The 14,295-nt window shown below is 44.0% G+C and carries 4 protein-coding genes, 16 tRNA genes and 3 rRNA genes; all 23 read right to left on the reverse strand.

The window, feature by feature from the left end:
* Positions 1–107 precede the first annotated feature (107 nt).
* Positions 108–2,522: a preprotein translocase subunit SecA gene (gene secA / locus AB3K24_RS08925; protein WP_367975222.1), complete on the reverse strand. Its 2,415-nt coding sequence runs from the start codon at positions 2,520–2,522 to the stop codon at positions 108–110.
* Between the two features lie 127 nt (positions 2,523–2,649).
* Complete coding sequence (serS, locus tag AB3K24_RS08930; protein WP_367975223.1) at positions 2,650–3,960, reverse strand: serine--tRNA ligase; 1,311 nt, start codon at positions 3,958–3,960, stop codon at positions 2,650–2,652.
* Between the two features lie 311 nt (positions 3,961–4,271).
* Positions 4,272–4,345 (reverse strand) — tRNA-Ile (locus tag AB3K24_RS08935).
* A gap of 30 nt (positions 4,346–4,375) precedes the next feature.
* A tRNA-Gly gene (locus AB3K24_RS08940) sits at positions 4,376–4,446 on the reverse strand.
* 32 nt (positions 4,447–4,478) lie between these two features.
* A tRNA-Phe gene (locus AB3K24_RS08945) sits at positions 4,479–4,551 on the reverse strand.
* 31 nt (positions 4,552–4,582) lie between these two features.
* Positions 4,583–4,656, reverse strand: a tRNA-Asp gene (locus tag AB3K24_RS08950).
* Between the two features lie 2 nt (positions 4,657–4,658).
* Positions 4,659–4,732, reverse strand: a tRNA-Met gene (locus AB3K24_RS08955).
* A 27-nt stretch (positions 4,733–4,759) separates the two neighbouring features.
* Positions 4,760–4,849 (reverse strand) — tRNA-Ser (locus AB3K24_RS08960).
* Positions 4,850–4,880: 31 nt separating this feature from the next.
* Positions 4,881–4,954, reverse strand: a tRNA-Ile gene (locus AB3K24_RS08965).
* Between the two features lie 13 nt (positions 4,955–4,967).
* A tRNA-Met gene (locus tag AB3K24_RS08970) sits at positions 4,968–5,041 on the reverse strand.
* 30 nt (positions 5,042–5,071) lie between these two features.
* Positions 5,072–5,145 (reverse strand) — tRNA-Pro (locus tag AB3K24_RS08975).
* Between the two features lie 65 nt (positions 5,146–5,210).
* A tRNA-Arg gene (locus AB3K24_RS08980) sits at positions 5,211–5,284 on the reverse strand.
* A gap of 5 nt (positions 5,285–5,289) precedes the next feature.
* Positions 5,290–5,373, reverse strand: a tRNA-Leu gene (locus tag AB3K24_RS08985).
* A 5-nt stretch (positions 5,374–5,378) separates the two neighbouring features.
* Positions 5,379–5,450: transfer RNA gene (locus tag AB3K24_RS08990), tRNA-Gly, on the reverse strand.
* A 10-nt stretch (positions 5,451–5,460) separates the two neighbouring features.
* Positions 5,461–5,533 (reverse strand) — tRNA-Thr (locus AB3K24_RS08995).
* A gap of 43 nt (positions 5,534–5,576) precedes the next feature.
* Positions 5,577–5,649: transfer RNA gene (locus AB3K24_RS09000), tRNA-Val, on the reverse strand.
* 4 nt (positions 5,650–5,653) lie between these two features.
* Positions 5,654–5,742 (reverse strand) — tRNA-Ser (locus AB3K24_RS09005).
* 78 nt (positions 5,743–5,820) lie between these two features.
* Positions 5,821–5,937: ribosomal RNA gene (rrf, locus tag AB3K24_RS09010) — 5S ribosomal RNA — on the reverse strand.
* A 91-nt stretch (positions 5,938–6,028) separates the two neighbouring features.
* Positions 6,029–8,943: ribosomal RNA gene (locus AB3K24_RS09015) — 23S ribosomal RNA — on the reverse strand.
* A 194-nt stretch (positions 8,944–9,137) separates the two neighbouring features.
* Positions 9,138–9,210, reverse strand: a tRNA-Ala gene (locus tag AB3K24_RS09020).
* Positions 9,211–9,327: 117 nt separating this feature from the next.
* Positions 9,328–10,877: ribosomal RNA gene (locus AB3K24_RS09025) — 16S ribosomal RNA — on the reverse strand.
* The 16S, 23S and 5S rRNA genes sit together here with 16 tRNA genes alongside, the layout of an rRNA operon.
* Before the next feature lie 563 nt (positions 10,878–11,440).
* A complete protein-coding gene (cysS, locus tag AB3K24_RS09030; protein ID WP_367975225.1) occupies positions 11,441–12,850 on the reverse strand; it encodes a cysteine--tRNA ligase in 1,410 nt (469 codons plus the stop codon).
* 180 nt (positions 12,851–13,030) lie between these two features.
* Positions 13,031–14,248, reverse strand: coding sequence for a phosphoglycerate kinase (locus AB3K24_RS09035; protein WP_367975226.1), 1,218 nt, complete (start codon positions 14,246–14,248; stop codon positions 13,031–13,033).
* Positions 14,249–14,295 lie beyond the last annotated feature (47 nt).

The raw sequence follows: 14,295 nt of genomic DNA on the forward strand, positions 1-14,295 counted from the left end.
TGTGTCCCTTCAAAACAAAAAAGTGTACTATGCTTGTTATCCTTAATGTTGCTTTCTTCAGCAGCAATCATTATGAGCGTCTACTAATAACAAACCATAACTATTGTTTACGCTTTCAAATTCTGACGGATTTCAGCCTTCATAAACGTTCGAGTTGCATCATATTCAACATCAACAATCATTTTATTAAAGTTTGTAAATGCTTCGTTTTGATACTCTATTAGTGGATTCAATTGGCCATAACCACGTAGTCCCACACCTTGTCTTAGACGGTCTAATGAATCAATATGATCCGTCCAGTGTTGATCAACAGCACGTAAAATAACAACTTTTTCAAATTCCAACATTTGATCTGGGTCGTATAGCTGTCCTTTTTTAACTTTATAATTTGTCTTGGATAAGTCCAACAATGTCGTCTGAATCTCGTCACGAGACAAGTCTTGTAACTGCTTCACCGTCACGTCACCATCACGGACTAGTGCATTATTTGCAAAAATAATGATTTGATCTAAATGCCACTCTGCTGTTTTTTTGCTTTTTGTCTGCGCGTCTACAACACGATTAATTGTCCGCTCAACCATGGGCATCAAGACCCACTCAAGGGACTTCTTTTCATCAATAACGATATCTCGTTGTTGATAAATAAGCTCTCGTTGTTCACGTACAACGTCATCATATTGCAAAACATTCTTACGTGTATCATAGTTATTACCTTCAACACGTTTTTGAGCTGATTCTACTGAACGTGTTATCAAACGATTCTTAATAACCGTCTCTTCTTCATCAAGATTCATCCGTTCCCAAAGTACTCGAATACGATCAGCGCCAAAACGGATCATTAAATCATCTTCGAGTGATAAAAAGAATTGTGAAAATCCTGCATCACCTTGACGCCCTGCACGACCACGTAACTGATTATCAATTCGACGTGATTCATGTCGTTCAGTCGCAATAACTACCAAGCCACCCAAATCAGCAACACCTGGGCCAAGTTTAATATCTGTCCCACGACCTGCCATGTTTGTTGCAACAGTGACAGCCCCTCGTTGTCCTGCATTCGCAATGATTTCTGCTTCCTTAGCATTATTTTTAGCATTTAAAACATTGTGTGGTACATTTTGTGCCATCAAAATCTTAGATAACAGTTCAGAAGATTCTACCGATCCAGTACCAATCAAAATTGGTTGCCCCTTAGTGTGCAAATCCTGTATCATTTTAACAACAGCATTATACTTTGCACGAATTGAAGGATATAGCAAGTCAGCGTAATCCACGCGTTTAATCGGACGGTTTGTCGGAATAGTAACGACTTCCATATTATAAATTTCGCGTAATTCTTCCTCTTCGGTTTTAGCGGTTCCAGTCATACCTGACAACTTTTTATACATACGGAACAAATTCTGATATGTAATTTGTGCCATAGACTTATTTTCTTCTTGAATATCCACGCCTTCTTTGGCTTCAATCGCTTGATGGAGACCATCTGATAGCCGTGTGCCTTCTGAAATACGTCCAGTTGATTGGTCAATTAATTTAACTTCACCCGCTTGCACGACGTAATCTTTATCGTTAATATAATTCAAGTTAGCTCGTAATGCTTGATCAATATGATGCGTTAAAGCAGTATCACCAGCATCATATAAATTATCCAAATTGAAGAAAATTTCACCTTTATGAATGCCTTCATTTGTTAACATCGTTGTTTTGGCTTCTTCATCAATTTTATAATCTTCCTCGTTTTGTAATGTTTTTACAAAACGATCGGCACGGGCATATAGTTGAGAAACACCCGAACCTGGTCCTGAAATAATCAAGGGGGTACGTGCCGTGTCAATTAAAATAGAATCAGCCTCATCAATTAACGCAAAATTCAAGCCACGTTGCATCACACGTTCATCTGCACGACGTACCATATTATCACGCAAATAATCAAAACCAATATTAAAGTTAGTTGAATACGTAATGTCGGCGTCATACGCCGCACGTTTTTCATCTGCGGGTGAATCACCAACGTTAACACCTACCGATAAACCAAGCCAATTATATAATTGGCCCATCTGTTCTGCATCACGTGCTGACAGATAATCATTTACAGTAACAACATGAACGCCACGTCCAGATAACGCATTTAAATAAACTGTCATCGTGGCTGTTAAGGTTTTTCCCTCTCCAGTACGCATTTCAGCTAAATTGCCATCATGTAACGCCGCAGATCCCATTATTTGGACATGAAATGGGTACAATCCTAAAACTCTTTTTGCCCCTTCACGTGCCACAGCAAAAGCCTGAGGCAAAATCTCATCCAACGTTTTTGCCAACATTTTATTTTGTTTGTCTTGGCCCTTTACATCAGCCATTGCATCCGCAATAATTTGCTTAAACATTGGCGTCTTTGCTTGCAATTCTTCATCAGACATCGCAGCCATTTGGTCAGCATAACTTTCTACTTGATCAGCAATATGACTTAATTCTTTTAATTGTTTTTTAGAATTATCAACTAATTTACGTATTGGATTTGCCATTATTTTTAACACACAACATTATTTTATCGTGTGTTTCTCCTCTGAAGTCTTAATTTGTGTAATTTTGCGCACAATAGTCTACTGTCAATTATATCAAAAAAGCCTGATAAATACAGGTTTTTCATGATTAATGATGTGACGTAGCAACTAATTTATCTTGCTCACCCATGTATGGTCGTAAAGCTTGAGGAATTGTTACGGATCCATCTTCGTTTTGATAGTTTTCTAAAATTGCTGCAACAGTCCGGCCAACTGCTAAACCAGAGCCATTCAGTGTGTGCACAAGTTGTAACTTATTATCATCATCTCGATAAGTAATATGCATGCGACGTGCCTGAAAATCCTCAGTATTTGACACCGAAGAAATTTCACGGTACAAATTTTGTTGTGGCATCCAAACCTCTATATCATATGTTTTAGCAGCAGAAAAGCCCATATCTCCTGTTGAAAGCATAATAACGTGGTAAGGTAACTCTAATTTTTGCAAAATGTTTTCTGCATTCGCTGTCATACTTTCCAATTCAGTATAAGATTGTTCTGGCTTAGTGAACTTGACCATTTCAACTTTATTAAATTGATGTAAGCGAATCAATCCACGTGTATCTTTACCAGCAGCACCAGCTTCTTTTCGGAACGAAGGCGACAATGCTGTCAACTTAATAGGTAAATCAGCAGTAGGCAGTGTTTCACCTGAATAATAGTTTGTTAAAGGTACCTCAGCTGTTGGGATATACGTTTGTTCCAAACCAGCCACACGATAAGCATCATCTTGAAATTTTGGATATTGACCCGTACCAAACATAGCAGAATCATTCACCACAATAGGGGTAATCATTTCGGTATACCCCTCTTTACGATGTTCGTCCAGCATAAAATTATAAATTGCTCGTTCTAATCTTGCTCCATCGCCAACATAGTAAAGAAAGCGTGCCCCTGATACTTTTGCTCCACGTTCAAAGTCTAAAATACCTAACTGTTCACCAATATCATAATGTGCTTTTAACCATTCGGGTGTCTTTAATAGCACCTGTGGACGCTGTTGATAATCAGCTGGTTCCCAGACACGTTGCTCAATATTAGATGATTCATCTGGTCCTATGGGCACATCATTTGCCGCTAAATTAGGAAAATGCGCCGCTAAATTTTGTACTTGCTCATTTAATTCTAACTGGCGCGCGTCTAATGTTTTAATCTCCTGACTAACCTTTTGCATCATTGCAATGATTTGACTTGCATCTTCATGATTACGCTTAGCATATGCAATTTTTTCAGATGTAGTATTTCTATCAGCTTTTAAATTTTCAACTATTTGAATTGTTTCACGTCTCTCTTGGTCTAACGTCAACAATGTTCTCACATTTTCTGGTGCAACACCACGATTCTGAAGCTTTTGTGTGACCTCCGTGATATTTTTACGCAAATATTTCATATCTAACATAACTTTCTCCTCCATATAATATACTTAATATTAAAAAACGTATTTTCATCCCATCCAAAAAGGATAAGGGACGAAAATACGCTTCCGTGGTACCACCCAGATTCTATGTACGTTAATACATAACACTCGTTATCTGATAACGGTGAATGACCGAGCGGTATTACCCCACTACTGAGACTTACTGGAATTTCAGCTCGTTGCTTTTCATCATCCAACAACTTTCTTAAATAGCCTACTTATGGTAAGTTAATACGTTTATTGTATCGAAAACGAACAAAAAAAGCAAGCTTCAATCGAAACTTGCTCACCAATGGGCCATCCAGGACTCGAACCTGGGACCTCTGCGTTATCAACACAGCGCTCTAACCAACTGAGCTAATAGCCCATTCTCTCTTTATGCGCATCGGTGCATAAAAGCGAATGACGGGAATCGAACCCGCATAGCCAGCTTGGAAGGCTGGAATTCTACCATTGAACTACATTCGCATCACTTCTACCAATGTACCTTCGCACATCTATGGCGCTGGACGGAGTCGAACCGCCGACACTACGAGCTTCAATCGTATGCTCTACCAACTGAGCTACAGCGCCATCTTACTTAGCATGTGTTCGTCACACTAAACGGTCACAGCGGGGCTCGAACCCGCGATCTCCTGCGTGACAGGCAGGCGTCCTAACCAACTGGACCATGCGACCAATTGCGGGAGCAGGATTTGAACCTGCGACCTTCGGGTTATGGGCCCGACGAGCTACCAGACTGCTCCATCCCGCGATAATTTTATGTCGGTATCTCTACCTAAGGAGAATGTGGGATTCGAACCCACGCGCCGATTTCTCGACCTGACGGTTTTCAAGACCGTTCCCTTCAGCCAGACTTGGGTAATTCTCCATCTTCTGTTCCCATACAGCCTAGTCCTGCATGGACCTTGTTGGACTCGAACCAACGACCGGACGGTTATGAGCCGTCTGCTCTAACCAACTGAGCTAAAGGTCCTTTATCAAGCCTATCGCGGCAGGGGGGATCGAACCCTCGACCTCCCGGGTATGAACCGGACGCTCTAGCCAGCTGAGCTACACCGCGATCTTCTTTGACAACACTGTTTGTTGCCAATCGGGACGACAGGATTCGAACCTGCGACCCCCTGGTCCCAAACCAGGTGCTCTACCAAGCTGAGCTACGTCCCGATAAGTTCTATCAGAGCACTGCCCCTTTAAACTTAAAAAAAGAGTTTGAATCACTTCAACCTCTATGCACCTAGCAGGAGTCGAACCTGCAACCTCCTGATTCGTAGTCAGACGCTCTATCCAATTGCGCTATAGGTGCATATATGCCGACGACCGGGATCGAACCGGTACGATATCTCTATCGCAGGATTTTAAGTCCTGTGCGTCTGCCTATTCCGCCACATCGGCATATAAGCGGAAGACGGGATTCGAACCCGCGACCCCCACCATGGCAAGGTGATGTTCTACCACTGAACTACTTCCGCATAATAATCATGCCGACTAAAGGACTCGAACCTTCGACCCCCGCTTTACAAGAGCGATGCTCTACCAACTGAGCTAAGTCGGCAACGCTTTCGACGTGCCAGGGTGTTCTTTTTGGCTTTCGCCAATGGACGCTACAGGGATCGAACCTGTGACCCCCTGCTTGTAAGGCAGGTGCTCTCCCAGCTGAGCTAAGCGTCCATAATGGAGAGGAAGGGATTCGAACCCTCGAAACAATTCCTTGCTTACATAGTTTCCAACCATGCTCCTTCGGCCAGACTCGGACACCTCTCCCGATTCTTCCTTACCCTCGTGTTACTTTTCTTTCTCTTGAAACCAAAAATACCCTTCTCAGAGTACTCTCTATGTACGGCACCGCATCTTCCTATCCTCGCAGCCAGCGATCCGGCAACTACTTTCGGCGTGATAGAGCTTAACTTCTGTGTTCGGAATGGGAACAGGTGTGTCCTCTATGCTATCAACACGACACCTTTGAGTTTTACACTCAAAACTAAATAGTATCAAATTCTTCTTCTAAATTTTGCCACTCATATCTTCTCTTGAACTTCCGTTCTTGACTTTGGTTAAGTCCTCGACCTATTAGTACTAGTCCGCTACATTGATCGCTCAACTTCCACTTCTAGCCTATCTACCTCATAATCTCTAAGGGGTCTTACTTCTTACGAATGGGAAATCTCATCTCGAGGCGAGTTTCACACTTAGATGCTTTCAGCGTTTATCTCTTCCAAACATAGCTACCCAGCGATGCTCCTGGCGGAACAACTGGTACACCAGCGGTTTGTTCACCCCGGTCCTCTCGTACTAAGGGCAACTCCTCTCAAATTTCCTGCGCCCGCGACGGATAGGGACCGAACTGTCTCACGACGTTCTGAACCCAGCTCGCGTACCGCTTTAATGGGCGAACAGCCCAACCCTTGGGACCGACTACAGCCCCAGGATGCGATGAGCCGACATCGAGGTGCCAAACCTCCCCGTCGATGTGGACTCTTGGGGGAGATGAGCCTGTTATCCCCAGGGTAGCTTTTATCCGTTGAGCGATGGCCCTTCCATGCGGAACCACCGGATCACTAAGTCCTACTTTCGTACCTGCTCGAGTTGTTGCTCTCGCAGTCAAGCTTGCTTATGCCTTTACACGCTACGAATGATTTCCAACCATTCTGAGCAAACCTTTGAGCGCCTCCGTTACCTTTTAGGAGGCGACCGCCCCAGTCAAACTGCCCGCCAGACACTGTCCACGATCACGTTGAGTGACCAGTGTTAGAATGTTCATACAACGAGGGTAGTATCCCACTTTGTGACTCCGACTAGACTGGCGTCCAATCCTCTTCGTCTCCTACCTATTCTGTACAAGCAGCACAAACATTCAATATCAAGCTACAGTAAAGCTCCATGGGGTCTTTCCGTCCTGTCGCGGGTAACCCGCATCTTCACGGGTATTTAAATTTCACCGAGTCCCTCGTTGAGACAGTGCCCAGATCGTTACGCCTTTCGTGCGGGTCGGAACTTACCCGACAAGGAATTTCGCTACCTTAGGACCGTTATAGTTACGGCCGCCGTTTACTGGGGCTTCAATTCGTACCTTCGCCGAAGCTAAGCACTCCTTTTAACCTTCCAGCACCGGGCAGGCGTCAGCCCCTATACTTCATCTTACGATTTTGCAGAAACCTGTGTTTTTGATAAACAGTCGCCTGGGCCTATTCACTGCGGCTCATCTTTTACAATGAGCACCCCTTCTCCCGAAGTTACGGGGTCATTTTGCCGAGTTCCTTAACGAGGGTTCTCTCGCTCACCTTAGTGTTCTCCACTCGACTACCTGTGTCGGTTTGCGGTACGGGCAGTGTAATACTTCCTAGAAGCTTTTCTCGGCAGTGTGACATCTCAGACTTCTCTACTTTATTTCGATCCGCATCACAGCTTGTTCTTATCAGTAAAAAGCATTTCACTCTTCGCCAAACTTACTGCTTGCACGCACTCATCCATCGGTGCGCTTCTGTTAGCCTCCTGCGTCCCTCCATCGGTCAAACGCATTACTACTGGTACAGGAATCTCAACCTGTTATCCATCGACTACGCTTCTCAGCCTCGCCTTAGGTCCCGACTAACCCTGGGAGGACGAGCCTTCCCCAGGAAACCTTAGTCATTCGGTGGACAGGATTCTCACCTGTCTTTCGCTACTCATACCGGCATTCTCACTTGTAAGCGCTCCAGTAGTCCTTACAGTCTACCTTCATTGCCCTTACAACGCTCTCCTATCGCGTACTTTTAAGTACACCCGCAGTTTCGGTAATATGTTTAGCCCCGGTACATTTTCCGCGCAATGGCACTCGACTAGTGAGCTATTACGCACTCTTTAAATGGTGGCTGCTTCTGAGCCAACATCCTAGTTGTCTATGCACTATCACATCGTTTTCCACTTAACATATATTTAGGGACCTTAACTGGCGATCTGGGCTGTTCCCCTTTCGACGGTGGATCTTATCACTCATCGTCTGACTCCCATTCATACATAGCTGGCATTCGGAGTTTATCAAACTTTGGTAACCCGAGATGGGCCCCTAGGCTTAACAGTGCTCTACCTCCAGTATGCTTATAATGAGGCTAGCCCTAAAGCTATTTCGGAGAGAACCAGCTATCTCCAGGTTCGTTTGGAATTTCACCGCTACCCACAGTTCATCCGAGCATTTTTTAACATGCACCGGTTCGGACCTCCAGTAAGTTTTACCTCACCTTCATCCTGACCATGGGTAGGTCACCTGGTTTCGGGTCTACAGCATCGTACTATTCGCGCTATTCACACTCGCTTTCGCTGCGGCTCCGGTCTTTCCACCTTAACCTCGCACGATACCGTAACTCGCCGGTTCATTCTACAAAAGGCACGCCATCACCCATTAACGGGCTCTGACTTCTTGTAGGCGTCGTGGTTTCAGGAACTATTTCACTCCCCTTCCGGGGTGCTTTTCACCTTTCCCTCACGGTACTGGTTCACTATCGGTCACTAGGGAGTATTTAGCCTTACGGGATGGTCCCCGCAGATTCCGACCGGATTTCACGTGTCCGGCCGTACTCAGGATCCTGAAAGAAGTGTGCTTTATTTCGCGTACGGGGCTATCACCCTCTTTAGCCAAGTTTCCCAACTTGTTCTGCTATAAAACACTTTTGTAACTCCTATTTATCAGTCCTACAACCCCAGAATGCAAGCACTCTGGTTTGGGCTCTTCCCGTTTCGCTCGCCGCTACTTGGGGAATCGATTTTTCTTTCTGCTCCTGCTGCTAATGAGATGTTTCAGTTCACAGCGTGTTCCGTCAATAATCTATGTATTCAATTATTGACAACTCTTTTCGAGTTGGGTTTCCCCATTCGGAAATCTCTGGGTCATAGCGTACTTACCGCTCACCAAAGCTTATCGTAGTTAGTCACGTCCTTCATCGGCTCCTAGTGCCAAGGCATCCACCACGCGCCCTTATTAACTTAACCGTCACAACCGTAGTTGTGCTTTAAGTTTATGAGTTGGTCTTCTTTCAGACCTGCGTTTTTTATCCATTCCTGTTACAGAATTTCTTTTTTGCTTTGTTTCTCGGCTTAATTTATTAATAATTTTACTTATCTTTAAAAGAATTTGTTACTATTCAGTTTTCAATGTGCAACTCCGGCAGCTTTGACACTGCCTATGGAGAATAGCGGGTTCGAACCGCTGACCCCCTGCTTGCAAAGCAGGTGCTCTCCCAGCTGAGCTAATTCCCCATAGGTGTCATCTTTGACCATGATCCCTATGTCGGTATCACACTCAAAACTAAACAAAACTTTGAACTTCTCGAATTTGACAATCTAATGCCCCTGCTACTTTCCGTTTATCCTTAGAAAGGAGGTGATCCAGCCGCAGGTTCTCCTACGGCTACCTTGTTACGACTTCACCCCAGTCATCTGTCCTGCCTTAGACGGTTCCCTCCTTACGGTTAGGCCACCGGCTTTGGGCATTACAAACTCCCATGGTGTGACGGGCGGTGTGTACAAGACCCGGGAACGTATTCACCGCGGCGTGCTGATCCGCGATTACTAGCGATTCCGACTTCGTGCAGTCGAGTTGCAGACTGCAGTCCGAACTGAGACGTACTTTAAGAGATTAGCTCACCTTCGCAGGTTGGCAACTCGTTGTATACGCCATTGTAGCACGTGTGTAGCCCAGGTCATAAGGGGCATGATGATCTGACGTCGTCCCCGCCTTCCTCCGGTTTGTCACCGGCAGTCTCGCTAGAGTGCCCATCTGAATGCTGGCAACTAACAATAAGGGTTGCGCTCGTTGCGGGACTTAACCCAACATCTCACGACACGAGCTGACGACGACCATGCACCACCTGTCACTTTGTCTCCGAAGAGAACACTTCTATCTCTAAAAGCTTCAAAGGATGTCAAGACCTGGTAAGGTTCTTCGCGTTGCTTCGAATTAAACCACATGCTCCACCGCTTGTGCGGGTCCCCGTCAATTCCTTTGAGTTTCAACCTTGCGGTCGTACTCCCCAGGCGGAACACTTAATGCGTTAGCTTCGGCACTAAGAGGCGGAAACCTCCTAACACCTAGTGTTCATCGTTTACGGTGTGGACTACCAGGGTATCTAATCCTGTTTGCTACCCACACTTTCGAGCCTCAACGTCAGTTACAGTCCAGTAAGCCGCCTTCGCCGCTGGTGTTCTTCCATATATCTACGCATTCCACCGCTACACATGGAGTTCCACTTACCTCTACTGCACTCAAGTTGACCAGTTTCCAATGCCTTTCCGGAGTTGAGCTCCGGGCTTTCACATCAGACTTAATCAACCGTCTGCGCTCGCTTTACGCCCAATAAATCCGGATAACGCTTGGGACATACGTATTACCGCGGCTGCTGGCACGTATTTAGCCGTCCCTTTCTGGTATGGTACCGTCAAACTACAGTCATTCCCTACTCTAGCTGTTCTTCCCATACAACAGTGCTTTACGACCCGAAAGCCTTCATCACACACGCGGCGTTGCTCCATCAGGCTTTCGCCCATTGTGGAAGATTCCCTACTGCAGCCTCCCGTAGGAGTTTGGGCCGTGTCTCAGTCCCAATGTGGCCGATCAGTCTCTCAACTCGGCTATGCATCATTGTCTTGGTAAGCCTTTACCCCACCAACTAACTAATGCACCGCGGATCCATCTCTAGGCGACGCCGTAGCGCCTTTTAACCAGTCATCATGCGATCACTCGTCTCATTCGGTATTAGCATCTGTTTCCAAATGTTATCCCCAACCTTGAGGTAGGTTATCCACGTGTTACTCACCCGTTCGCCACTCGCTTGAAAGGTGCAAGCACCTTTCGCTGCGCGTTCGACTTGCATGTATTAGGCACGCCGCCAGCGTTCATCCTGAGCCAGGATCAAACTCTCAATTTAAATGAATTTAAATTCATCGCTTGAAGATGTACTCTTCGATTAAACTGACTTTTGCTATATCTCTATAACGTTTATCCGTTTTTTTGTTTGTTACGAATTGACTTCGCAAATTTGTTACTTCTTAATGCTCTCGCATTACAGCAACAGATTCGTTTGTTCAAAGTTTTGTTCAGTTTTCAATGTGCTACGCGCTATCTCTCTCTGAGACAACTATACTATCTTACCACGCTCATTTCGCTCTGTCAACTACTTTCTGAAGCAATTTTTCTTCGCTTCTTACTTCATAGTCGCTCGCTCTTGCTTCGCGTTGTCCTGCGTTAGAACATATACTAATATACCAACTCTTTCCTCCCTCGTCAATACCTTTTTAACGCTTTTTTCTTACCTTTTCTTTACTTTCGCTTTTTGCCCTCTTATCTGCTTTTTTCCTCACTTCCCGTTCGTTTTTATTTCCTTTCTCCCCCTGACATTCTTACTCTCGTTCTTCTTTTTTATTCCCACTTTACGCTTTCTTATCCTTTTCTATAGTTCTTAAAAATAAAAAAACCGCTGAAGCGGTTTTTTTATGCTTGATGCCAACGTTGTCCTTGCGCAGTGTCTTCTACGATTATACCTACCTCACTTAATTGCTGACGTATTTGATCCGACAAATCAAAATCATGTGATGCGCGCGCTGATTCACGCGCATCTAATAGCTGTTTTTGCATGTCTGTTATTTGTGGCTCGCCACTTAACCCAGTTATTCCGAATATTCCCATAAACAGGCGTATCGTATCAAGCAAGTGCTTTACTGTATTAGAGTGAACTGCTTTATCTTCAGCATATCTATTTGCCAATGTCACGAGTTCAAACACTGACGCTAGTGCGTTCGGTGTATTCAAATCATCATCCATTGCTGATTCAAAAAAAGTTATTTGTTTTTCGATAGCTATTTCAACAACGTCATCTTGACCAACTGCTGCTTCATTCAAACGGAACAATAGATTACGATAGCCCGTGCGAATGCGATCTAACGCGACACGCGCTTGTGCTAAAGTGTCAGGCGAATAATTGATCGGGCGCCTATATTGCGTAGTCGCTAATAAAAAACGGATTGTCATTGGATCATCGTAATGTTTTAACATATCATGAACAGTGGTGAAATTGCCTAATGATTTAGACATTTTTTGATCATTAACATTGACAAAGCCATTATGCATCCAATAGTTGACAAATTTTTGTCCCGTATGAGCTTCTGATTGCGCCATTTCATTTGTATGGTGCGGAAAGGCTAAATCAATTCCGCCACCATGTATATCAATCGTATTTGCTAAATATTTTTGCGCCATGACGGAGCACTCAATATGCCAACCCGGTCGCCCGTCGCCCCATGGAGATTGCCATGAAATTTCATCTTTTTCATGTGTCGCTTTCCAAACAGCAAAGTCAATCGGATCTTCTTTTCGTATCAATTCATCGTCATCTAATCGACCCGCAGCATTTTCTGTCATTTCATTGAGATCTTGATGCGCTAATATGCCATACCCTTTAAATTTTTTTGCTCGAAAATACACATCCCCCTCTGATTCATACGCATAACCTTTTTCAATTAAATCTTGTACAAATACAATAATATCAGGAATGACTTCTGTTGCACGAGAGCGTACTGTTGCCGGCTTAATGTTTAAAGGTAATGTATCTTCCTCGAAAGCATCAGCATATTTGTTAGCAATCGTCATCTCATCCACGCCTTCTTCACGGGCACGTTTAATGATTTTATCATCAACGTCCGTAAAATTTGAGACGTAATTCACCTCATAACCACGGTATTCAAAATAACGTCGCACAACATCAAATGCAATTGACGAACGTGCATTGCCAATATGAATGTAGTTATAGACTGTTGGTCCACACACATACATGTTAATTTTACCCGGCGTAATTGATTTGAATATTTCTTTTTCGCGGGTTAAAGTATTATAAACTTGAATCATGGCGCACCCCTTTTTTGTTACTTAATACCTATTATACAGGACATCACAACAGTTTTACCAGCCACATGTCTGACCATTAATCCTCCCTATAAACCTAGTCACACATGAATTTAAAATGAACAGATAACAAAAAGTACCCCAAACCTAACTGGTTTGGGGTACTTTAATATCATACATTTTTTACTTTTCAGATATAGCAGCGATACCAGGTAATTCCTTACCTTCAAGGTATTCCAATGATGCGCCACCACCAGTTGAAATATGCGATAGCTTATCAGCAACACCCAATTGTTGTACGGCTGCAGTTGAATCACCACCACCAACAATAGTTGTGCCACCATTTTCAGTTACTTTAACAAGTTCTTCACCAATAGCCAAAGTACCCTTGGCAAATTTTGGCATTTCAAAAACGCCCATAGGACCATTCCAAACAACCGTCTTAGCATCAGCTAAAGTTTCTTGCAACAACTTGATTGACTTAGGCCCAATATCTAGACCCATGTAACCATCTGGAATACCAGCTTCAGCGTCAACAATTTCAGTCTTTGCATCGTTTGAGAAAGCATCGGCTGCAATTGAATCAACAGGCAAAACTAACTTGTCACCAGCTTCAGCCATCAATTGCTTCGCCAATTCAACTTTATCAGCTTCAAACAATGAATTTCCGATCTTGTTGCCTTTAGCAGCATCAAACGTATAAGCCATGCCGCCACCAACAATCACCTTGTCAGCTTTGTTTAACAATGACTTAACAATTTCAATCTTATCAGAAACTTTTGCACCACCAATGATGGCCACGAAAGGACGAACTGGGTTAGCGACCGCATCACCCAAAAACTTGATTTCTTTCGCCATCAAAAGACCAGCTGCTGCTTGAGAAACATTTGCTGAAATCCCGACGTTTGAAGCATGGGCACGATGCGCTGTACCAAAAGCATCATTGATAAACAAATCATCCCCTAGTGAGGCCCAATACTTACCCAATTCAGGGTTGTTCTTTGATTCGTTTTTAACTTCTTGGCCGGCCACAACGTCTTCAAAACGCGTGTTTTCAACCATCAAAACTTCACCATCTTGCAAAGCGTTAATAGCAGCTTCTAATTCTGTACCACGTGTTTGTGGCACAAATTTAACAGCCTTACCCAATAGTTCGCTCAAACGCGCAGCAACTGGTGCCAATGATAATTCTTTCTTGTCATCTTCAGACTTAATACGACCCAAGTGTGAAAACAAGATTGCGCGGCCATTGTTTTCAAGCACATATTTAATTGTTGGCAAAGCTGCCACAATACGGTTATCGTTCCCAATAACACCTGCCTTGATAGGCACGTTGAAATCAACGCGCATTAATACTTTCTTACCTGAAAGTTCCAAATCCGAAACAGTCAATTTAGCCATGATAGCCTCCAAAATTTTATAGTTACAACTCTATTATAAAACAAAAA

Origin of the sequence: Leuconostoc aquikimchii, assembly GCF_040838325.1 — a bacterium.
Lineage (GTDB): Bacteria > Bacillota > Bacilli > Lactobacillales > Lactobacillaceae > Leuconostoc > Leuconostoc aquikimchii.

Bases quoted from the DNA above. Each gene is read 5' to 3' on its own strand.
- secA (WP_367975222.1), bottom strand. From the start codon at position 2,522: ATGGCAAATCCAATACGTAAATTAGTTGATAATTCTAAAAAACAATTA.
- serS (WP_367975223.1), bottom strand. From the start codon at position 3,960: ATGTTAGATATGAAATATTTGCGTAAAAATATCACGGAGGTCACACAA.
- cysS (WP_367975225.1), bottom strand. From the start codon at position 12,850: ATGATTCAAGTTTATAATACTTTAACCCGCGAAAAAGAAATATTCAAA.
- AB3K24_RS09035 (WP_367975226.1), bottom strand. From the start codon at position 14,248: ATGGCTAAATTGACTGTTTCGGATTTGGAACTTTCAGGTAAGAAAGTA.